General features: G+C 55.0%; 21 protein-coding genes and 1 riboswitch. Of the genes, 3 read left to right on the plus strand and 18 right to left on the minus strand.

What is annotated here, in order from left to right:
* Positions 1-106: 106 nt before the first annotated feature.
* The 6 genes from uca to C1N64_RS21845 form a co-directional block, all read right to left on the minus strand.
* Positions 107-3,709: an urea carboxylase gene (gene uca, locus C1N64_RS21820; RefSeq protein WP_394515539.1), complete on the minus strand. Its 3,603-nt coding sequence runs from the start codon at positions 3,707-3,709 to the stop codon at positions 107-109.
* A gap of 111 nt (positions 3,710-3,820) precedes the next feature.
* The gene (locus tag C1N64_RS21825) at positions 3,821-4,456 is read right to left on the minus strand and encodes an urea amidolyase associated protein UAAP2 (RefSeq protein ID WP_394515540.1); all 636 of its coding nucleotides are present in this window, start codon (positions 4,454-4,456) and stop codon (positions 3,821-3,823) included.
* A 10-nt stretch (positions 4,457-4,466) separates the two neighbouring features.
* Positions 4,467-5,195 (minus strand): urea amidolyase associated protein UAAP1, encoded by a 729-nt coding sequence (locus C1N64_RS21830; protein ID WP_367144065.1) that lies wholly within the window; start codon positions 5,193-5,195, stop codon positions 4,467-4,469.
* A complete protein-coding gene (locus C1N64_RS21835) occupies positions 5,192-5,974 on the minus strand; it encodes an ABC transporter ATP-binding protein (RefSeq protein WP_205951462.1) in 783 nt (260 codons plus the stop codon). The genes C1N64_RS21830 and C1N64_RS21835 overlap by 4 nt, the downstream gene beginning before the upstream one ends.
* Complete coding sequence (locus C1N64_RS21840) at positions 5,971-6,786, minus strand: ABC transporter permease (RefSeq protein ID WP_110268551.1); 816 nt, start codon at positions 6,784-6,786, stop codon at positions 5,971-5,973. Before C1N64_RS21840 ends, C1N64_RS21835 begins: the two co-directional genes overlap by 4 nt.
* A gap of 24 nt (positions 6,787-6,810) precedes the next feature.
* On the minus strand, positions 6,811-7,869 hold the full coding sequence (locus tag C1N64_RS21845) for a putative urea ABC transporter substrate-binding protein (RefSeq protein ID WP_058708848.1): 1,059 nt from the start codon (positions 7,867-7,869) through the stop codon (positions 6,811-6,813).
* A 55-nt stretch (positions 7,870-7,924) separates the two neighbouring features.
* Positions 7,925-8,023: riboswitch (guanidine-I (ykkC/yxkD leader) on the minus strand.
* Between the two features lie 354 nt (positions 8,024-8,377).
* On the opposite strand from C1N64_RS21845, the gene C1N64_RS21850 reads away from it, so the two are divergent.
* Positions 8,378-9,037 (plus strand): DUF1345 domain-containing protein, encoded by a 660-nt coding sequence (locus C1N64_RS21850; protein WP_058708927.1) that lies wholly within the window; start codon positions 8,378-8,380, stop codon positions 9,035-9,037.
* A gap of 94 nt (positions 9,038-9,131) precedes the next feature.
* Here the strand turns inward: C1N64_RS21850 and C1N64_RS21855 are convergent, their stop codons facing one another.
* Complete coding sequence (locus tag C1N64_RS21855) at positions 9,132-9,353, minus strand: hypothetical protein (protein WP_033742263.1); 222 nt, start codon at positions 9,351-9,353, stop codon at positions 9,132-9,134.
* A 955-nt stretch (positions 9,354-10,308) separates the two neighbouring features.
* Between C1N64_RS21855 and C1N64_RS21860 the strand changes: the two genes are divergently transcribed.
* On the plus strand, positions 10,309-10,665 hold the full coding sequence (locus C1N64_RS21860) for a cupin domain-containing protein (RefSeq protein ID WP_164483355.1): 357 nt from the start codon (positions 10,309-10,311) through the stop codon (positions 10,663-10,665).
* A 44-nt stretch (positions 10,666-10,709) separates the two neighbouring features.
* On the opposite strand, the gene C1N64_RS21865 is transcribed toward C1N64_RS21860, so the two are convergent.
* The 6 genes from C1N64_RS21865 to C1N64_RS21890 all read right to left on the minus strand — a co-directional run bounded on the left by C1N64_RS21865 (position 10,710) and on the right by C1N64_RS21890 (position 14,810).
* A complete protein-coding gene (locus C1N64_RS21865; protein WP_006122091.1) occupies positions 10,710-11,402 on the minus strand; it encodes an aspartate/glutamate racemase in 693 nt (230 codons plus the stop codon).
* 95 nt (positions 11,403-11,497) lie between these two features.
* Positions 11,498-12,733, minus strand: coding sequence for a protein-disulfide reductase DsbD family protein (locus C1N64_RS21870; RefSeq protein ID WP_006122090.1), 1,236 nt, complete (start codon positions 12,731-12,733; stop codon positions 11,498-11,500).
* Positions 12,734-12,756: 23 nt separating this feature from the next.
* Positions 12,757-13,320: a peroxiredoxin gene (locus tag C1N64_RS21875; protein ID WP_033742266.1), complete on the minus strand. Its 564-nt coding sequence runs from the start codon at positions 13,318-13,320 to the stop codon at positions 12,757-12,759.
* 213 nt (positions 13,321-13,533) lie between these two features.
* Positions 13,534-14,067 (minus strand): DUF4865 family protein, encoded by a 534-nt coding sequence (locus C1N64_RS21880; protein WP_394515541.1) that lies wholly within the window; start codon positions 14,065-14,067, stop codon positions 13,534-13,536.
* A gap of 11 nt (positions 14,068-14,078) precedes the next feature.
* Positions 14,079-14,486, minus strand: a complete 408-nt coding sequence (locus C1N64_RS21885) for a tautomerase family protein (protein WP_205954637.1) — start codon at positions 14,484-14,486, stop codon at positions 14,079-14,081.
* Between the two features lie 9 nt (positions 14,487-14,495).
* Positions 14,496-14,810, minus strand: a complete 315-nt coding sequence (locus tag C1N64_RS21890) for a carboxymuconolactone decarboxylase family protein (protein ID WP_394515542.1) — start codon at positions 14,808-14,810, stop codon at positions 14,496-14,498.
* Between the two features lie 103 nt (positions 14,811-14,913).
* On the opposite strand from C1N64_RS21890, the gene C1N64_RS21895 reads away from it, so the two are divergent.
* Positions 14,914-15,789 (plus strand): LysR substrate-binding domain-containing protein, encoded by an 876-nt coding sequence (locus C1N64_RS21895; protein ID WP_054634093.1) that lies wholly within the window; start codon positions 14,914-14,916, stop codon positions 15,787-15,789.
* A 386-nt stretch (positions 15,790-16,175) separates the two neighbouring features.
* Here the strand turns inward: C1N64_RS21895 and C1N64_RS21900 are convergent, their stop codons facing one another.
* From C1N64_RS21900 to C1N64_RS21920, 5 genes are read right to left on the minus strand one after another with little or no spacing between them, the layout of a single operon-like run.
* Entirely contained in the window at positions 16,176-17,084 is a 909-nt protein-coding gene (locus C1N64_RS21900) for a metallophosphoesterase (protein ID WP_205954634.1), read from the minus strand.
* A gap of 10 nt (positions 17,085-17,094) precedes the next feature.
* Positions 17,095-17,913: a carbohydrate ABC transporter permease gene (locus C1N64_RS21905; protein WP_033742272.1), complete on the minus strand. Its 819-nt coding sequence runs from the start codon at positions 17,911-17,913 to the stop codon at positions 17,095-17,097.
* The gene (locus C1N64_RS21910) at positions 17,910-18,827 is read right to left on the minus strand and encodes a carbohydrate ABC transporter permease (protein ID WP_205954633.1); all 918 of its coding nucleotides are present in this window, start codon (positions 18,825-18,827) and stop codon (positions 17,910-17,912) included. Before C1N64_RS21910 ends, C1N64_RS21905 begins: the two co-directional genes overlap by 4 nt.
* Before the next feature lie 4 nt (positions 18,828-18,831).
* A complete protein-coding gene (locus tag C1N64_RS21915; protein WP_039339326.1) occupies positions 18,832-20,109 on the minus strand; it encodes an ABC transporter substrate-binding protein in 1,278 nt (425 codons plus the stop codon).
* A gap of 20 nt (positions 20,110-20,129) precedes the next feature.
* Positions 20,130-21,233 carry an ABC transporter ATP-binding protein gene (locus tag C1N64_RS21920; protein WP_205954631.1) on the minus strand — a complete coding sequence of 368 codons (1,104 nt, stop codon included), beginning with the start codon at positions 21,231-21,233 and terminating at the stop codon, positions 20,130-20,132.
* Between the last annotated feature and the right edge of the window lie 264 nt (positions 21,234-21,497).

Genomic DNA, 21,497 nt, shown 5'->3' on the forward strand with positions numbered 1-21,497 from the left:
TGTGCACGAGCCATACCTGCTTCGCGCCTCTGCCAGACGGAGATCACCAACGAGCGTGATCAGCCCCGGCGGTAATCGCTATCCGGGGCCCGAAACCGCTCCCGCTTCAGACGTTCTCTTCCCTTATCACCGCAACCCGCTGTCCCGCGCGCACAGCACTGCCTGGCTGCACGTTTATCTGCTGAATGATGCCGTCGCACGGCGCCAGCAGCGGAATCTCCATTTTCATGGATTCCAGCACGACCAGCACATCCCCCGCACGCACGCGACTTCCCGCCGTGGTTTGCACCTGCCAGAGATTGCCGGAAACCGGGCTTTCGACGCCCTGTTCGTCCTGCTGTAATGACCTATCGCCGCCCTCTTCCACCACGCTTTCCTTGCTGTCGAAATGAGCCTGCCCGCTGGCGATCCAGCGATCGCGTTCCGCATTAAACGCCTTTTGCTGATGGTCACGAAACGCCGCGATGCTCTGCGCCTCCTGAGCAAGAAACTGCTGATAATCGCTTAACCGCAGCGTGCTGTGCTCAATGCGCAGCGGATAGCGTCCCAGTGGAAAATCGCGGCGGATTTGCATCAGTTCCCCGGCGGATACGGGGTAAAAACGCAGTTGATCGAAGAAGCGCAGTAGCCAAGGTTTTCCGGCAAAATCGATGACGTCGCGATAGCGGTTCCACATCTGAAGCGTGCGGCCCACAAACTGATAGCCACCGGGCCCTTCCATACCGTAAACGCACAGGTAAGCCCCACCGATACCGACCGAATTTTCTGCCGTCCAGGTACGCGCCGGATTATATTTTGTGGTGACAAGACGATGGCGCGGATCCAGCGGTGTCGCTACCGGCGCGCCAAGATAGACATCGCCCAGCCCCATAACCAGGTAGCTGGCTTCAAATACCGTTTTCCAGACCGCCTGCTCGTCAGGCAGATCGTTAATCCGACGAATAAACTCCAGGTTGCTGGGGCACCACGGCGCATCAGGACGTACCGTAGTCATGTATTTTTCAATCGCCTGACGGCAGGCGGGATCGTCCCAGGAAAGCGGCAGATGCACCACGCGCGTCGGCACCTGCAGATCATCATGCATACAAACTGTGAGCCACTCGCCGCGCACCCATGCCAACAGCGCGTCATGGATGAGAATTTCAGGCTGAAAATGGATTTGCAGCGAACGGATCCCCGGCGTGATATCAATCACCCCGTCTTTTGCATGCGCTTCCAGCGCCTGCATCAGGGCATGAATGCGAAAACGCAGAACCAGGTCCAGTTCCGGCTCCCCGGCTTCGAGGAGCAGATGCGTATCGCCCGAAAGCCGCGCCACCAGGCGCTTATCGGCCTCGCCGCAGGTCATAACAATCGGCGAGGTCAGCGGCGCAGGTTGCCAGGCCGTCTCCTGCGCGCAGAGCGTTGCCAGCGCCTGGCGTTGCTCCCGGGCCAGCTGACGCGCGGTGGGCAAATCCACTGCGGTAAAGCGCACGTTATCACCGGCTTTCAGTTGCCCCAGTTGCCAGAGGTCGGCTTCTATAACCGTGACCGGACAAACGAAGCCTCCCAGACTGGGTCCATCCGGGCCCAGAATTACCGGCATATCGCCGGTAAAATCAACCGCGCCAATAGCGTAGGGGTTATCGTGAATATTCGACGGGTGCAGTCCGGCTTCGCCGCCGCTGTCGCGGCTCCAGTCAGGCTTAGGTCCAATCAGACGAACGCCCGTGCGACTGGAGTTGAAATGCACTTCCCAGTCCGTGGCAAAAAAGGTGGCGATATAGTCCGGCGTAAAAAACTCCGGCGCGCCATGGGGGCCATAAATCACCCGCAAGGTGCGGACCTGCGGAAGATTCGTACGCAAAGCCAGAGGAAGTTTCGTGCCCGCCTGCGCCGTCTGCGGTGCCAGGTGCAGGATATCACCGCTGCGCAGGGCGCGTCCGGCATGACCACCAAACTGGCCGAGCGTAAAGGTGCTTTTGCTGCCTAAATATGTTGGCACCTGAATACCGCCGCTCAGGCAAAGATAGCTTCGCACGCCCGCACCGTTTACGGCACCCAGCTTCAGCGTTGCTCCGGCGGATATCGTAAACACACAATCCATCGGCGCGGGCTGGCCATCCAGGGTAGCGCTCAGCGATGCACCGCAAATCACCGCCTCAATGGCGGTGTTAAATTTCAGGATGGGTCCGGTGAGGGTGATTTCCAGCGCGGCTTCGCCCTCCTCATTCCCCAGCAGCCGGTTGCCTGAACGCAGGGCGCGATCATCCATCGGCCCGGATGGCGGTACGCCGACTGCCCAGTACCCCAGACGGCCTGGGTAATCCTGAACGCTGGTTTGCGTACCGGCACTCAGCACCTCAACTGTCGCCGCCTGATAACACAGCTGCTCAAGACAACGGGTCCAGGGTTCTCCGTGGACAAAGGGCGCAAACGCCAGGATTTGCTGCAGATAGAGGCGATTGGTTTCAACACCGTACAAACGCGTCTCCCCCAGCGCCTGCGAAAGCGTGGCAATGGCCTCATCGCGGCTGGGCCGCCAGGCGATCATTTTTGCCAGTAGCGGATCAAAAAACGGCGGCACTTCACAACCGGCTTCAACCCAGTGATCAATGCGCAGGCTGGCATTCTCGGTTTCGGGAAAGGCCACCTCCGTGAGCAGTCCGGGGGAGGGCTGAAACTGCCGTCCCGGATCTTCCGCATAAATCCGTGCCTGAACAGCATGGCCCTGTGGTTGAAGCCCCGAGGCCAGCTCACGCAGCGGCGGCAAGGTGCCCGCCGCCAGTTCAATCATCCATTTCACCAGGTCAACGCCCCAGACCTGTTCCGTTACGCCATGCTCTACCTGAAGGCGGGTATTGACCTCCAGGAAGTAAAACTGGCGGGCGACGCTGTCATAAACAAACTCCACCGTGCCCGCACTGCGATAGTTTACCGCTTTACCCAGCGCAACCGCCGCCTCGCACAGCGCCTGCGCCATTCCTTCGGGCAGATTGGGCGCGGGGGTTTCTTCGATGACCTTTTGATTACGCCGCTGCACCGAGCAGTCACGCACGCCCAGCGCGATAACCTCACCCTGCCCGTCGCCGAAAATCTGCACCTCAAGGTGGCGCGCCCGTTCGATATAGTTTTCGAGAAACACGCCGGCGTCGCTGAAGTTGTTTTGCCCCAGCCGCTGTACCGTATCGAACGCGTCGGCCAGCTCGTGCGCATCGCGGCAAACGCGCATGCCAATTCCGCCGCCGCCCGCGGTGCTTTTCAGCATCACCGGATAACCGACTGTCCCGGCGACACGGCAGGCTTCGGCGGCATCGGCCAGTAATTCGCTGCCTTCCAGTAAGGGCACACCTTCGGCTTTCGCCAGGGCCCGGGCCGTGTGCTTTAGGCCAAAGGTTCGCAACTGCTGCGGCGTTGGGCCGACAAAAATCAGTCCTGCGGCCTCACAGGCTTCCGCGAACGCGGCATTTTCAGAGAGAAAACCGTAGCCCGGATGAATGGCCTGCGCGCCACTTTGCTGCGCTGCGGCGATAATTTTTTCGGCGACCAGATAGGTTTGCGCCGCTGGGCCGTCGCCAAGGCTTAACGCTTCATCCGCGTCGCGAATATGCAGGCTACCGAGATCGGCTTCGGCGTACACAGCCACGCCCTTCACCTGCATGGCACGCAGGGTACGCAAAATGCGGCAGGCAATCGCGCCACGGTTGGCAATCAGTAAGGTATCAAACATAAGCGGAACTCTCAGGGAAGCGGGCCGTCCCGCACAAAGTCGATATGTCCCCTGGGGCCGTCCCCGGGGCTGATGTTGTTCAGGCGCGCGTAACGCTCAGCCGCGCCGGACTCAGTTCCACACCAGTACCTCGGCGGGTGTAGGGTTCCAGCCGTTGCAGGGGTTGTTTAACTGCGGACAGTTAGAGATTAAAACTACCGTATTACACTCAGCACGCAGTTCAACGTATTTACCGGCCGCAGAGATGCCGTCCTCAAAGGTCAGTCCCCCTTGCGGGGTAACAGGGACATTCATAAAAAAGTTGATGTTGGCACCGATATCGCGTTTATGCAGACGGCCATCGTGCAGGCAGGCACAGAGAAAATTATCCCGGCAGCTGTGCATATAGCGCTTGTCATGGGCATAGCGCACAGTGTTACTTTCCTGCGCACAAGCCCCGCCCAACGTATCGTGACGGCCGCAGGTATCGGCGACAATAGTCAGCAACGGATTGCCCAGATTGGAATAGAGTACGCTGCCGGTGGTCAGGTAAGCCTTACCCTGACGGCGTAGCGTACGTTGAGGATCGTAACGTTCACGCGGGTTATTCGCGTTGTAAAACAGCGTATCGATCGCCTGATTCCCTTCCAAATCGAGCAGACGCAGTGTTTGCCCTTTTTTAACCTCAAACAGCCAGGGTTCTCCCGCCGGGATAACGTGACGGTACACGGCATCTTCAGGGCGGCGGTCGCTGGAAATCATGGTCATCACTGCCTCCTTACAGGGCAAAAAGTTGGGTATTGCGAATCGCGCGCTGGTTTTCATCGCGGACAAACAACGCTTCGGTAGCGGCCTGTTCGTCATCCGCCTGATACCAGCTCAGCTGAATGGGGCGCGGGGCATAGTCCGGGGCAGGATCCATCGGATGCGGCAGCGCGGTCAAAACGATCAGAACGTCCATAGGGGCAAACAACTCAACAAAATCCCCTGCCCGACTGTTCGCTGTGATGAAGTGGAAGTAGCCATCTTCATCTACAGTGACTTTGCTGAAGAAGTTAACGACCATGAGCAGATCTTCCAGACCCAAATCCCATTTGCCCATTTCGACCAACAAATTATCGACGCCGTTACGATGGAAGCCATTCCGCAGCTCCTGATAGCGCCCCGTGCCATATTTTTCGCGCGTTTCTGCCGCGTTCAGTACGCCACCAAACGGGTCGTGCCAGCCACAGCTGTCCGCCACGATTCCGGCGAGTACTCGGCCCATATCGGAGTAGAAACAGTGCCCGGTGGTGAGCCGGGCAGTATGCTGACCCTTTAGCGTATCCGGCAGATTCAGGCGTTCACTTTTTTCGTGGGGATTGAGCATCATCATGCTGACGTTAGCGCCGCCGTCGAGATCGGTCAGGCGCAGGATCTGTCCTTTACGCAGAATGAGTGAGGTATGCGCCCCGCCGGGAAGCCGCTCTTCGCGCAGGCTGGGAGCCGAGTGAAAACGTGCGGTCATTGCTGTCTCCTTAATGCATAAACGTTGTCTTTACTGTCTGCCATTAGCTGTGCCATTCGCGCCTCATTAAGCGGAATGTCGTAAGTGATACGTGCGCCCCAGGCATCAGGGGCCTGGGGATCGTGACGGACTTTGTCGAATACCAGTAGCCGGGTACCCAGGTTGAAGCCTTCGGCAAGATCGTGAGTGACCATAAACACCGTCATACGGGTTTCACTCCATAGTTGAAGCAACAGCGCATGCATATCTTTGCGAATGCCGGGATCCAGTGCGCCAAAAGGTTCATCAAGCAACAACACTCGCGGTTGCATGATGAATGCCTGGGCAATCGCCAGCCTTTGCTGCATGCCGCCGGAGAGCTGCGCCGGATATTTATCCAGCGCATTTCCCAGCCCCACCTTCTCCAGCATCGCGCGCGCCTGCTGGCGGGCCTCGCGTTTCCGGGCACCAAACAGGCGGCCAAACAGCGGGGAAGCAGGTAACTCAAGTCCTGTCGCGACGTTATCCAGGACGTTGAGATGGGGAAACACGGAATAGCGCTGAAACACGACGCCGCGGCTACGGTCTGGTTCTGTTGCCAGAGCCTTGCCATCCAGCGTGATCTCTCCCCGGGTAGGTTTCTCCTGACCCAGCAGCAGGCGTAAAAATGTCGACTTTCCGCAGCCCGATGCACCGACCAGGGAGCAGAATTCACCCTCTTTAACCTGCAAACTGATACGCTCCAGCACCACATGATCGCCGTACTCCTGCCAGATATTCCTGATGCTGATAAAACTCATTTCCGGCCTCCTTCCGCCCAGGGGAAACAGGCGTTGTGCAACCTGCGCAGGCCCAGATCCATCAGCCATGCCAGCAGCGTGATCCAGATGACATAAGGGATAATCACATCCATCGCCATGTAACGCCGCACCAGGAAAATGCGATAGCCGAGCCCGGCGGTCGCCGAAATCGCTTCAGAAGAGATTAAAAACAGCCAGGCCGATCCCAGCAGCAGACGTAGCGAGGTAATAAGCCGCGATAACAGCTGCGGCAGGACCACCCGCAGCACAACCGTCCAGCTATTCGCCCCCAGGGTTTGCGCTTTGATAAAGAGTTCTGCCGGGATTTCCCGCGCCCGGTGTTCAAGATCGCGCGCGAGCATCGGCGTAATGCCAATGACGATAAGCATCACTTTTGACAACTCATCCAGGCCGAAAACAATAAACAGCACGGGCAGAATCGCCAGCGGCGGAATCATGGAGACAACCGTCAGCAGGGGTGACAGGGCGGCGCGGGACAGCGGGAACACCCCTGCGGCGATACCCAGACACAGGCCGATCAACGAGGAGAGCGCCAGCCCCAGCAGCAGGCGGCTCAGGCTGGTAAACGTATCGGTCCACAGCAGGTATTCACCACTGCGCTTATCCGGCGTGAAAGCCATCCGGTCAATGGCATCAATCATCTGCGACAGGCCGGGCAGCAGTTTGTCCTGCGGATTGGCTTCGAGCCGCACCGCCGACCCGATAAACCAGGCGGCGATAATCAGCACGAAGGGCAACAGCATTAGCGTCAGGCGCATGCCCTGGCGGGGATAGCGGTTGATGAGGCGCATGGCACGAACTCCCGTGGTCAGTGGTTACAACTTGCCCGCGGCGGCCAGTTTCAGATAGCTGTCGTCGAAGCGCAGCTTGCTGTTAGCCCTGTCGCCAATGGTGACGTTGCCCGGGAACGTCATGCCGATAAAGTCAGCGCTCTGTGCGCCCTGACCCAGCAGCCCTTTATCAAAGGAGAATGTCGCCACGCGCTGCATGGTTTTTGGTAATTCCGGGGAAGAAATAAAGGCCAGCGTTTCGGCAGGTGTCCAGAACAGGTGGGTCGTTTTCAGCTGGGCCTGATAGCCCGCAAGGTCGGTACCGGAATCAGCAGCCATCTCACTCAGCACTTTTGTATCGCCTGCGTGCATTTTTGCCATCATTTCAAACCAGGCTCCGGTCAGCGCTTTGCCGAGAGCCGGGTTATCTTTCAGCGTCTGGGTGTTCACCACCATCATGTCGATGAGTTCACCGGGGACCTGGGAGGAGCTGAACACTTCAGTGGTTTGTGGTGTCTTTTTGATGACGGACAGTTGCGGGTTCCAGGCGACCACCGCCCGCACGTTGCTGGTGCCAAAGGCCGAGACGATATCCGCATCCGAGGTATTGACGACCTTCACGTCCTTTTCCTGCAGTCCGGCTTTTTCCAGTCCGCGAACCAGAAGATAGTGCGATACCGACAACTCAGGTAAATAGACCGACATGCCCTTCAGGTCGCTGAGTTTTTTATTCACCCCTTTCAGGACTATACCGTCGTTGCCATCGGAATAGCTGCCGGTGATCAGCGCAGTCGAATCCACGCCGCCTGCCGCCGGGATAGTCAGCGCATCCATATTAGTCATGGTGCAGCCGTCAAACTGCCCCGCTGTATACTGGTTAATGGATTCGATGTAGTCGTTGAGTTGAACGATATTGATTTTGATGCCGTATTTGCTGGCCCATTTATCAATAATTTTTTCATTACTGATGGTGCCCCAGGGCATCCAGCCCGCATAGATCGTCCAGCAGATGTTGAATTCTTTTTTGACCGCGGCGAAGGAAGGAAAGCTAATCAGCAAGATCAGTGACAGCAAAAGCGTGCGGATGAACGACGTTGTTTTCATGGTTAACCTCTGGTTGGCACAAAAAAGGAGCAGCGCGACACCTCACGGTGCTGCTGTCTCCCGGGCTTTTGTCCCGCCGTGTAACCTCGCAGAGGTCGCCAGCTCTCGGACCAGACATTCACCTGCGTGAACCGGAACCCTAGCCAGCTATTGCTATCAGATTATGTGTTGCGCTGCGTACTGTTCACAGTTTTGCAATTGACGTGCCAGAAATCATATTTCCAGAAATCAGGCAATTACCCGATTTTCAGGCCGCTAAGCACCAGAATGATGAGTAATGAATGTGCGTTGCACATTCTCGGTGCCGGTACAGAACAGAAAGACGAAATGGGATGACATTGCACATAACCGCATCTGTTAGGTTCGGTAGCTGGGGCATTTGACTCAGAGTTGAATGTCATCATCATCCCATCCACAACGCAGGGTAAATCTCGTGCTTTTTTTACGGCAGGATAATCCGGAATACACTAGAGTTAACTGATTCAATTACCAGTAAAAACCCATGACCATGCACTCTTCCTTTGGCTCAAATCTTTTCGCCCGGTTGCGCCTGCTCATCTCTGTCGTTGCGGGTATCGTCTGCTATTTTTTACTGCCCGAACAGTTGGGGCAAATGCAGCGACTGTTGATAAGCTGGAACGTGCTGGCGTGGCTCTATCTTTGGTTTATCTGGTTTCGTATGTTACGCACTGCGCCTGATCAGATTAAACGAATCGCCCGGATGCAGGATCAAAGTGCCGCACTGGTACTGGGGCTGGTGATTGTAGCCTGTACGATCAGTATGGTGGCCATTATGAGTGAGCTTCCCACGCTGAAAAGCCTGACGGGCACACCGCGGGCCCTGCATTTGCTTCTGACCGCCATAACGCTCATCGCCTCCTGGGCTTTACTGCCCAGCGCGTTTGCCATGCATTATGCACACCAGCACTATTTGCATCGTAGCAGCAGCGTTACCCCGATGATCTTTCCAGAGAAACCTGCGCACCCGGCTTACTGGGATTTTCTCTATTTCTCTTTTACCATCGCGGTGGCTTCTCAGACCGCCGATGTGGCAACGGGCACAACAGAAATGCGAAAACTCGCCCTGCTGCAGTCGGTCATCTCTTTTATCTTTAATCTGACGATTCTGGGGTTATCTGTAAACGTGGCCGCCAGCCTGCTGAGCTAACGTGCGTCACGAAAGGGAGAGAAGAGATTACCTGCGGTGAAAGCCTGATCTGCCCTACACCTGTCCGCTGACGGACGGTGTAGGGAGGCGAGATTTACTGCTGCCCTTGCTGCTTAGCATCCGCCTCTTTTTGTTTTTTCTTCGCCATATGATGCCCAACCGCACAGCCAGCCGCCGCACCCGCTGCACCGTGGTTTTTCATATGCCCGGCAACGCCACCGACGGCTGCACCTTTCAGGCACCCTTTCGCTTCGACCTGAGTACTCATTGCCATGAGCAGACCTGCGGTAATAACAACAATCGAAAGTTTATGCATCAATTTGACTCCGTAACGATTATGAAAATGATTTACCTTTATTGAGCGTAGCGATGTTGTACGTTTTTGCCGTTCAGGTTCTGTTACGTTTATGCGACGTTTAACTTTCATTAAAAATCTTATTTCGCCGCAAGGCGAAAAAATCAACAGACGGATAAAGTCGGCGAGAACGGGCATGGTTAAGCCTGGCGGAAAAAGCGATTAACCGGGATCGAAACCCATCTCAACGCTACCTGTTGCGAAATAAGCCTGTCTGTTTTGCTTTAAAAAACAGTCAAAGCATGCTCAGAATACGTGACTTAAATCAGGCTGCGATCCCACGGCGTCTGGCAGGTGAGATGACATCGTAACTGCCTGCATTCACAAGAAAAAACGCCGGATGCGCCGCCCGCTCTGGATAACCTGGCTTGCTGGTGTTTAATTCAGGAGAATGACATACCGCAAATAATAGCGCCTTAAGCTTTCGCCTCGTGCAATTACAGGTATGTTCGATACCGTTTTTTGGTAAATCCTTAATCATCGTGATTGCGTCAAATAGAGTGATATCCGCTAAAGGGCTGTCATGACTAAAAGGGTTAATTCATCACCAGTGCCTTCTTCAAATCCATCCCGCGATTTTGTTTATTGCAGAACAGATAAACGAACCCGTTAACTATCGCCGGATACCGTTAAACGTGATCCTTCTTTTTTGTTGATAGCCCTACGCCAGTTTCAGTCCGACGATGTCGTGTGGCATTAAGTCGCAAAGTGTCGGGAAAACCGCACACTGCGCCCTTAGCCTCTGTACCGAACGCGCCGTGACCTTGCCAGGCATATTCTGCTTTAAAGACGACGGTGAATGAGCAGAAGTTTCATACGCAGGAAATTAAAACGCGCTTTGTTTTTCTGGTTTTGTTTACGCTAAGGGCAACGTGCAATGCCTGCCATAACCGTGACAATCGCTCAGGAAGAAAAAATGAAAGTACAAAAACTTGAACAACCTGCTTCGATCAGCACTCTCGAACCCTGGGGTACCGTTGAGGGATTACCTGGTTCACCTGAAATCGTGATCGCCGGGCTGCAGAAAGTCATCCCGGGTCATGAGAGTATTGATATGGGCATTTTTGAATGTTCGCCGGGCAGCTATCGTCGCGGCGTAAAGCAAGCGGAGATGATGCACTTCCTTTCCGGAACGGGATCTTTTACTGCTGATGGCGAAACACCACAGCATTTCAAACCCGGCGATACGTTGTTTTTTGAAGCAAATACGGAAGGCACATGGGTTATGGACACGACCATGCGTAAGCTCTACGTGATATTTGAAACCCCTTAATGACGCCAACGAACAGACTTTTTGGTTGCCCGGATAACGGACAATCAGGACAACATAAAGTCTACGGCATCACGGGCATGAAGGCTGGTGGTATCAAAGACAGGCAGAGCGCTTTGCGCCTCGGGAACCAGCAGGCCGATTTCCGTGCAGCCGAAAATCACCGCTTGCGCGCCCTGATCGCGCAGCTGCGTGATCACATCAAGATAATACTGGCGTGCGCTTTCGGTAAATTTTCCCATGCAGAGTTCATCAAAAATGATGTGATTGAGGGTGGCGCGCTGCTCCGCCTCCGGCACGATCGTGTTAATCGAAAACCGTTGCTGTAACCGCCCCAGATAAAAATCCTGCTCCATCGTATAGCGGGTGCCCAGCAAGGCGACTCGCGTCATCCCTCTGGCTGTTATCGCCCTGCCCGTGGCATCGGCAATGTGTAAAAAGGGAAGATTGCAGTGGGCTTCTATATCGTCGGCAACCTTGTGCATCGTATTGGTACACAGCACGATGGCTTCGGCCCCGGCAAGTGCCAGTCCCCGGGCGGCTTCACCCAACTGCTTGCCTGCCTGTGCCCAGTTGCCCTCACGCTGACAGACTTCAATATCGTGAAAATCGACGCTGTGTAACAGCAGTCGTGCCGAGTGTAATCCGCCCAGTCTTTCCCGAATACCTTCATTGATGAAGCGGTAATAAGGCAGCGTGGATTCCCAGCTCATCCCACCGATCAGTCCGATTGTTTTCATGTTCATCCTGTGTGCATGCCGTGCAGGTTCAGGCCCGCCTTATGCGTGCGCAGGCCTGAATGCAGGTTTAATGGTCTGCCGCAGCAATAAGGCCATCAGGTTTTTTTACCTTTTTCGCTGGCCTGCTGCAGTGCCGTGATGACGATGCCCGGGGTTAACACCTGCGGCAGAACGACAGGTTTTCCGCCATCCGCAGGGTAAACGACATACAGCGGCAATCCGCCGCGACCAAAGTCGCTGAGCGCCTGTTCGACATCAGGATTGTACTTCGTAGAGTCCGCAATCATATAGATGGTGTCAGTGCGCGCCATAGCTTGCTTAACCGCCTGCGTCGACAGGGAAGTGCGCTCGTTAACCTGACAGGTAATGCACCATGAGGCCGTAAAATTGACCAGAACGGGTTTGCCCTGACCTTTTATCGCCTCAACATTTTGAGGTGTCCATGCCACCGCGGCCGCGGCAACGGTATCGGGCGAATCCGGCGTTGTCGTGGCGGTTTTCAATGTTAACAACGGCGGAATTAACAGAACGACCATGGCGGCTGTAGCGATGTGTAATGCCCAGTGCCGCCTTCCCATCATCTGTCGCTTTTGCGCCATACCATACAGCCAGGCGGCAAAACTCAGCACCAGGCAGCATGTCAGAATGGCTGCCAGGGCTGTCGAACCCGCCTGACGCTCCAGTACCCAAATCAACCACCCCGCCGCCCCCAGCATGGGAAAGGCGAGCCCGTGTTTGAGCGTGATCATCCAGGCACCCGGCGCAGGTAGCAGGCGGGCAAACACAGGGAAAAAGGAAATTAGTGTGAACGGTGCTGCAAACCCCAGCGCCAGTGAAAGGAAAATAACCACACTGATAACGGGAGGTTGCGTAAAGGCATAGCCGATGGCGCTGGCCATAAACGGCGCGCTACAGGGCGTGGCGACGACGATGGCCAGCGCGCCGGTGAGTGCCGATCCGGTTAGCCCTCCCCGCTCGCCTCCGACTTCACCCGCCCGCTGAAGGGATAAGCCAACCTCAAACAGGCCGAACAGGTTGAGGGCCGATGCCACCATGATTAGCACCAGTAAGGCTATCACCAGCGGCGATTGCAACTGAAAACCCCAGCCGACGGAAGCGCCCCCCATTCTTGCCAGTAACAGCACACTGACCAGCAGCACCATCGTGACAACCACACCCACCAGAAAAGCCAGCCCTTCGGCTCGCGCATGTGCGGGTTGGGCATTGTGGCGCAGCAGACTCAGGGCCTTCAGCGAGATCACCGGGAATACACAGGGCATGAGATTAAGAATAATGCCGCCCAGAAACGCGGCGGCGATAGCAGTCAACATGATGGCGCTGTCCAGATGTGAGATTAAGCCGGATTAGCCTGACGGTATTTTTTCACGGCATCCAGGGTCTTCTGAATATGGGCCTCTGGATTTTTATCGGTGTAACTCAGCAAAATTTTGCCATCCGGCGCAATAACATACGATGTGCGGTCAGACAGAGTTTTGCCTTTCATTTCCATCGTACTTTTGTATTCGGCCGCCACTTTGGCACCCGGATCGGCGGCGACGGTGAACTTATCGCGACACTCAAGCTGAGAGAATTTCGCAATCTGATCGGTATTACCTGCGGTCACGCCAATTACCGTTGCGCCCTGCTTTTTAAACTCATCGGTTGCTTCCGCAAAAGCATGCGCTTCCAGCGTGCAGCCGGCGCTGAACGCCGCCGGGAAGAAATAAAGTACAACCGGTCCTTTTTTCAGTGCCTGCTGTAAGGAGAAGGTCGTTTCTTTACCTGCCAGAGCCGCTTCCAGTTTAAAGTCCGGTGCGGTTTCTCCTGCGGCCAGCGCAGCAAACGCAGAAGTCACAGGCAGGCTTAACGCCAGCAGCGTCGCTGCCGTCAGCATTTTCAGGCGCTTCATTTGATGCATTCTTTTTCTCTCCATCGGCAAACAGGCAACAGTGCCTTATGCACATTAATACTAGATTCACTGGCAAAAAATGGAAATATTTAGCCGCATGGCCGGGCGGACAGAAAGGTCATACACACGTACCCGGCAGATAAAATAAGATAGTCATATAACCGTTCTAATAGATATGCGGTTAGTAAGATAAATGTGTGACAGAGCGTAACGGTCCGTCGGTCACGCCCGCGCAATATATCCGACCTGATAAGCGCGAGCCGGACAAGTGACGGCCTGCGGCGTTCGCCATAAGGTGAATGTCAGGCGCCGCCAGCCGCAGGCGTCCAGTGCGGACACCCGTGCCAGCGCGTTGTCCAGCGGCCGATGGTGAGTCAGTAGCGCGAGATCGCTGTAAGGTTGTACGGGGCTGATTTCACAGACGGCCCAACTCGCCTGGCTGATAGCCGTCGATATGTCGGCAGACAGCACCGGAAAGGTATCAATACGCGGCCAGCCAAAGGCCTGCGTCAACCTTTTGAACCCCTCGCTGGCTAAAAAGCGGTGCATACTGTCCGCGTCCTGCCAGAGATAAAACGGGGCATAACTGCTTTCCTGGCCGTTTATATCGGCGCCCTTCTGCCAGGCGTAAAGATAGGCTTTAAACAGCAGGCCCGGAAAGTTATCCATTTTTTTGCCGTTGTCAGCAATCCTGCGCTGAATGATTGTCATATCGTAGTCAGCGGGAAGAACAAAATGGTACTGCATCGCCAGCATATTTTTTCTCCTCAGCGTGATGAGATATCGGCCAGACTAAACACCTTGCCGTTGCCAAATGACCAGTCCTCAGGGTCACTGAAATTCACGACAATCATGACGTCAGCCGGATTAATGCCAATCGCCTTTACCAGACGCGCATTCAAATCTGCATAAAAAGCCTGCTTTTGTGCGAGGCTACGCGCTTTCCCTGCCGTAATGTGAAACAGAAGAAAGTCATCACTTCGGCCCGTCTGCGTGGTGCACAAATAGTGCCGGTCAAAAATACGTGTATGACGGTGATAACTGTCAAAGAACTGAAAACAATCCCCGTGCGGCACAGAAAAAGAGGTCTCGAGTGCGTCCTGTAACGCTGTGGAGATAGCCTCACGCCACTGTTCAATACGGTGTTCAGATATCGCAATACGACTGACGGGCATAGATATTCCTTACTCTGAGAGCGTGTTTTTAAAAACCGTGAGGGCGGAAACAGCTGCCGGCCAGCCGCAATAAAAGGCCAGGTGGGTCATCATTTCCGTGAGCTCAGCCTCAGAGAGGCCATTCTTGCGAGCCAGTTTCAGATGCCAGCTCAGTTGTTCGGGTCGGTTTAACGCAATAAGCGCACTGACAGTAATCAGACTTCTGTCTCGCGGTGAAAGCCCGTCGCGCTGCCAGATATCGCCAAATAAAATGTCTTCACTTAACGCTGCCAGCCTGGGCGCGATCTCAGCCAGCTTTTCGCGCGTTAACGGTATTGGGTTCATTTCTCTTTCCTTCTGTGGGTGTGATAAAAAGATAAAATGCGGCGATGATTTATAAAATCAGAAATATTGGGACAAACAGTCCCGTTTTATGGGATGAATAAGAATGGCGAAAAGGCCCGTGACGTTTGATGCAGAAAGCCTGCGTACGTTTGTGACCGGCATTGAACTGGGGAGCTTTGCGTCTGCCGCGCAGCGCCTGGGCCGATCAACCTCGGCGGTGAGCGCTCAGCTAAAGAAACTGGAATACCAGGCGGGAGCAGCGCTGGTGCAGAAGTCAGGACGGCATCTGACGCTTACCGCGCAGGGCGAGATTATGCTTGCCTATGCGCGCAGGCTGATGAGCCTGAATGACGAAGCCTGTGCCGCCATCAAGGCCAGCGGGATTGGCGGAGAAGTGCGGCTGGGTTTGCAGGAAGATTTTGGCGAAACATTACTGCCTGCCGTTCTGGGTCAGTTTTCGCGTGCGCATCCCGACGTGCAAATTTCAGCATCCGTGAGCCGCAATCAGCCCTTACTGACCGCAATACGCCAGCACGAGATTGACGTCGCCCTCTGCTGGCAAGGCGAGGAGTCGACGGCGCACAGTCAGTCACTTGGCGCGTTGCCGCTCAACTGGATCAGCGTAAAGGGTTTTGATGTCCAGAGTCTGCTGGAGGCTAGACAACCACTACCCTTGCTGGTCTTTGACGCGCCCTGCCTTATGCGTAGCGCCGCCACTGCGGCGTTAGACAGGGCAAATATTCCCTGGCGTATTGCGTTCACCAGCCGCAGTCTGAGCGGAATATGGGCCGCCGCGGAGGCAGGGCTGGGTATTACCTTGCGGACACAGATGGGCTTACCGTCTTCGCTAACGTTGCTGACATCAGCTCTGCCGGAAATGGGCACGATTGGCGTCAGCCTGCACTGTGCTGAAAAACCGTTATCCCCTGCAGCCGCATCACTTTGCGAGTCGATTAAAGCGCACTTTGCTGGTCTGTGATGGACCGGAACGCTTTACCTCGGGCGCGGCATCACTGGAGCGAGCAGGTAATCAGTGCAAAGAATTCACCCGCAAGATGAATGAACAAGGTGATAGTGGTGAGGAAACTGGGGGTTTTCCTTATTACACTGCACGTTAACCTCTGCCCTGCTGCCGCTCCACGTTACGCCGTCACGGATAGCACGCGCTTCTGGCGGGCCGATGAAAGCGGGTTTCCTCGAAAAGGTATGTTCGCTGATTATCTGCTGCTAACGCTATTTTGCCGCGAAAGTTGATGCCGGCACCCTGGCAGAAAATCGTTAGAGTATGATGTAACTAAAATGCATAACACAGCGCTGTTCGCGTTTCCCCTGCATCAGACACGCTGAACCCGCACCCACAAAACGCTAGCCCCGGCTGATTTCTCCACCAAAACCGGACACCCTGAGTTGGTCACCCGTGATATCAACCCACGCAAAGGGCACCGCTGTGGGGCCATCCAGCATGCCTTTCAGAGTGAAAAATTCCGTCCCGTCGATACAGGCATAACCTCCACGATGATCGTGCCCGGCAAAACAGGCGCGTATGCGATAACGCGTGAATAACGCCACCAGCACGGGGGCATTCATCAGGCGGTGCGTGGTTACGGGCGCCAGCGGATAGTGGCCAAAAACAATCACGCTTTCCCGTGACTGTTGGGCAGCCTGTAGCTGCTGTTCAATCCAGTTGAATTGTTGCCTGCCAACGGCACCGTTCCAGGGCTGCGCCTGAGGTTGTTGGTCATGTTGCAGTTGCGCTAACAAGGCTGCGGCCTCTTCACGATCGCGGCCGTTGAGGGTATTACAGTACAGGCTCATATCGTTGCCATCGTAAACAACAAAGCGCCAACCGTTAAAACGGAAAGCGTAATAGCCTTTGGGTAAGGGAGCCTGATTATCTAGTCGTTCAGCGATAGTCTGCGCATCATGGTTGCCCAGTACCACAGCATGCGGATGCTGTAACCGGGCAAACACCGGCAGTATGGCGGCATAGCTTTGCCAGTGGCGATCCACCAGATCGCCCAGCGTCACCACAAAATCCAGCGGCTCCGCGTTGAATGCCTTGATGGTCTGGCTGAGTTTATTAAGGCCATTGCGGTAATAAAGATTATTGCTGATATCCGGATCCACATCAGCATACTGAGGATCGGCAAGCAGACCAAAACGGATGCCATTATCTCTGACGGGCAACGCACGTAACGATGGCGGCTGATACAGCGACGCAATATCCGCAAGCAAGGTACGCTGTGACGGGCTGAGAGTGTGCGGCGTTAACATGTTATTTTCCTTAGCGAATGCCTGCGCGCATAAATGACTGGATAAACTGGCGCTGGAACACCAGAAACAACAGCAACAGCGGCAGCGTTGTCATGATCGTTGCCGCCCCAATCAGTGCCCATTGCACGCCCTGCTCCGGTGCCGAAAATAACTGCAGTCCTACCGTCAACGGACGGACTTTTACAGAATCCGTAATAACCAGCGGCCACAGAAAATCATTCCAGTGGAAACTAATGGAGACCAGTGCAAAAGCGATATAGATTGGCCTGGCCAGCGGAATATAGATTTTGCGCAGGATATAAAACCGACTGGCGCCCTCTACAATGGCCGCTTCTTCCAGCACCACAGGGATGCTTTTAAAGGTCTGGCGCAGCAAGAAAATCGCAAATGCTGAAGCAAAATACGGCAAGGCAATGCCGGTCAACGTATCGCGCAAGCCCAGCGCACCAATGGTTTTGTAATTATTCAGGATCAGGACATCCGGGCTTATCATCAGCTGTAACAGGATAAGCGCGAACAGAAAACCCGAATATTTCAGGCGAAACCTGACCAGCGCGTACGCCGCCATCGTGGCCAGGATAAGCTGACACACCACAATCATGACCACCAGCAATATGGTATTCAGGAAATAGCGGCCAAAAGGCGCGGCGTGCCAGGCATCCGTGAAATTTTGTAGCGTCAGGGGTGCCCACAGCGAGAAGCTTCCCTGATCGGCCGCCGGGTGAACCGCTACCCACAACGCCACCAGTATCGGTAACAACCACAGCAGCGCCGCCAGCCAGATAACCATATTCAGGCACAGTCGGCCCGCAGAGAATTCAGGCTTCATTGATAGTGCGCTCGCTTATCCAACAGGGAAAATTTCAGCACCGCAATCAGGGCTAAAATCAGCAGCAATGCGACGGTCATCGCCGCTGCCGCAGGGAGATCCCAGTAGCTGAATGCCGTACGGTAGATATAAAACAGTAACAGGCTGCTGCTGTTGTCCGGGCCACCGTTGGTCATCGCAATCACCTGATCGACGATACGAAATGCATTCATTGAGGCATTAATCAGCACGAACAACGTCGTCGGCATCAGTAACGGCCACTGGACGCGGCGAAAAAAATACCCCTTTGACGCCCCTTCGATTTGTGCTGCTTCGCTGAGGCGCGGATCGATCTGCTGTAACGCAGCCAGATAAAAAATCATAAAAAAACCAGCCTCGCGCCAGACAGAAACGGCCATCAGGCACCCGAGCGTCGTGCCGGGTTCGCCGAGCCAGTTAACCGGTGCGACAGAAAACAGCGCAAGCAGCTTATTCAGAAGTCCCAGTTGTGGTGTGTAGAAAAACAGCCACAGATTGGCGATGGCTATCATCGGCAGCAGAGAGGGAATAAAGAAGGCTGCACGCACAGCGGCGTTACCCGCCAGCCGTCGGTTAACGGCCAGGGCCATCAATAACGCCAGGGAAACCGCAAGCGGTATAGTGATCAAGGCATACAACAGGTTATTCCACAGCGACCGGATAAACACATCATCATCCAGCAGCGCAGCGTAGTTATCCAGCCCGACAAAGTGGGCCGGATGACCTGCACGGGCAGCGCTGAACAGGCTTTCCCACACCGTTGCCAGCGCAGGATAATGGGTGAACAGCAGCAGAAAACCCAGCGCCGGTAAAATCAGCAAATAGCCACACAGCTGAAGTGAACCGCGCCGCACACGCGGTGCGGGCGTTGCTGTTGCCGCCATGTTCATCGCCATCCCCTTACTGATAGGCCTTCAGTAAACGATCGGCCTGCTTCTGTGCCGCTTCCAGTGCCTCAGCCGGGGTTTTAGACTGCGTCACCGCCGCCTCAATGGCATGGTTCAGGGCTTCCTGTATCTGCACACTGTTGTAGGTAGAGAGTTCAGGCTGGGCATATTTCAGTTGTTCACGAGCGACCAGCGCCTGAGGAACCTGCTTCACATAGTCTTGCATCGCTGGCGTTTCCCATGCTGCCGGGGAGGTAGCGACATAGCCTGTCGCAATACTCCAGCGCGCCGCCTGCTCTGGCGCGGTGACCCAACGGATAAATTCCATGGCGGCTTTTTGCTGTTCTGGTGAAGCACTTTTGAAAACGTAGAGATTACCGCCGCCCGTTGGGCTACCGCGCTGTGTTTTTTCAGGCAACATGGCAACACCAAACGGGAATTTGGCATTTTTGCGCACCACACTCAGGTTGCCGGTGGTGGTAACCATCATGGCCGTTTTGCCACTGAGGAAATCCTGTGGCGTCGTGCCCCAGGCAATCGCGCCTTTCGGGGAAACGCCCGCCTTCTGGCCTAAATCGGTCAGCCATTGCAGCGTTTCGACATTGTTGGGCGTATTAAAATAGACCGCTGTGCCCTTGCCGTTATCCAGATGCGCGCCGTTCGTGGCCGCAAAACCCTGGAAAACCCAGTAACCATTGGGCGTCGTCGGGATTTCGATGCCCCACTGACTGACGTTATCGCCGTCTTTCACGACCAGTTTTTTACCGAAATCCACCACCTGCTGCCAGTTCGCAGGCGCTGTATCAGCAGCCAGACCCGCTTTTTCAAACGCCTGTTTGTTCCAGTACAACACCACCGTCGAGCGCTGAAAAGGCACGCCCCAGACTTTGCCGTTGATGTGGCGCAAAAAAGCGGGGTAAAAGCTGTCGATCCATTTTTTACCGGCGTCATCCTGAGCCAGATCGCTGGCCGCCACAATAGCCCCTGCATCCATCAGAGAGTAGGCTTCGATATCACCAATGACCGCCATTTGCGGCGCATTCCCGCCACGAAAGGCGGTTAAGGCTTTTGTAACCGTTGTGGCGTAGTCACCGGTATAAACAGGCTGAATGCTGACCTCAGGATGAATTTTTTCAAAATCGGCCACCAGCGCTTCGACGGTATGGCTGATCTCCCCACCGACCGCGATAGGGTAATACATTTGCAGTTTGACCGGCTCGGCGGCAAAGACTGCCGTGCTCGTCGCGATAAGTAAGGCTGAAAGCAAACGTGACAGACGAATGGCTGGCATGATTTTCCCTTAGGTAAAAGTTAAACGGCGTATTGTTTGAAAGAGGCAGACATCTGCTGTTCAGCGTGTAAACAGCGTTTACCGCTCGCAGTGGAAAACAGGTATTGCTTATCGACAGGCCATTGCAGCCCGGCCAGATGACCTTCGTTAAAACGTTTCATGCCCGGCACGGTAACGGTTAAAACGGCCTGGCTGCCTGTTAGCTGACAGACCACTAACGTATCTGCGCCCATGTATTCGTAGTTCACGACGTTGGCAGTCAACCCCGCACTCTGAGGATCAATGAACTGGATATCTTCCGCCCTGATCCCCAGACTGAGCGCCGTCTCAGATGACTCGCTGACCACAGGCTGAGTGAGCTGGCTCAAAAAGTGCCTGCCGTTGACAGAGGTCAGCGGCAGAATATTCATTGGCGGCGCACCGATAAACTGCGCCGCAAAAATACTGGCCGGATTGTTATACAGGTTGTCTGGCGTATCATGCTGCTCAATCCGGCCGTCATTTAGCAGAATGATGCGGTCAGCCATGCTCATCGCTTCCGTCTGATCGTGGGTGACATAGAGCATCGTCAGGCCCAGCGCTCTCTGCAGCGCACGAATTTCGCGACGCATACTTTGGCGCAGCTTCGCGTCCAGGTTAGAAAGGGGTTCATCCATCAGGCATAAGGTGTTGTTGGCAATCACGGCACGTCCGAGTGCAACGCGCTGCTGTTGGCCGCCCGAAAGCTGTGCAGGTAACCGATCCAGCAATGTCTCCAGTTCCATTAATTTGCTGACGCGGCTCAGGCGGTCAGCAAATGTCTGCCTGTCCTCGCCGCGCGCTTTTAAACCAAACAGCAAATTTTCGCGAACGCTGAGATGCGGAAACAGCGCATACGACTGAAAAACCATTGAAAGTTTGCGATCTGATGGCGGCAGTCGCGTGATATCGCGATGACTGAAACTGACCGTTCCCTCATCCGCGGTTTCCAGTCCGGCGATCGTCCGAAGCAGCGTCGACTTACCGCAGCCTGACGGACCTAACAGCGCTACAAAGGTTCCTTCTTCCGCTTCGAAACAAATGTTATCCAGAGCAGTTTTTTCGCCCCAGCGTTTAGTGATGTTGTGAAGCGCCAAATGGCTCATAGCTTCGCCGCTCTGCCAATGAGAATGGCAGTAAGCTAGCGGAGCAAAATGAAAGATTTATGGCTGAAAAGTGTCAGCAGAATGACAGAACGTGATGTGATTATGGCGGCTAACGGTTCTGCAAGGTGCAGAGACGGTTAAGCGTCGTGCAGACAGGCTATCGACGCCCTTCGTGTCGTGCTGCTGACAGGACCTGATCTGATTCGTTTGAAGGCAGTTAACCTGTTTTGGCGGGTGAAAGCCAGTACGGTTAAAGAGCACGGC

This window comes from Pantoea sp. SGAir0215, assembly GCF_043543215.1.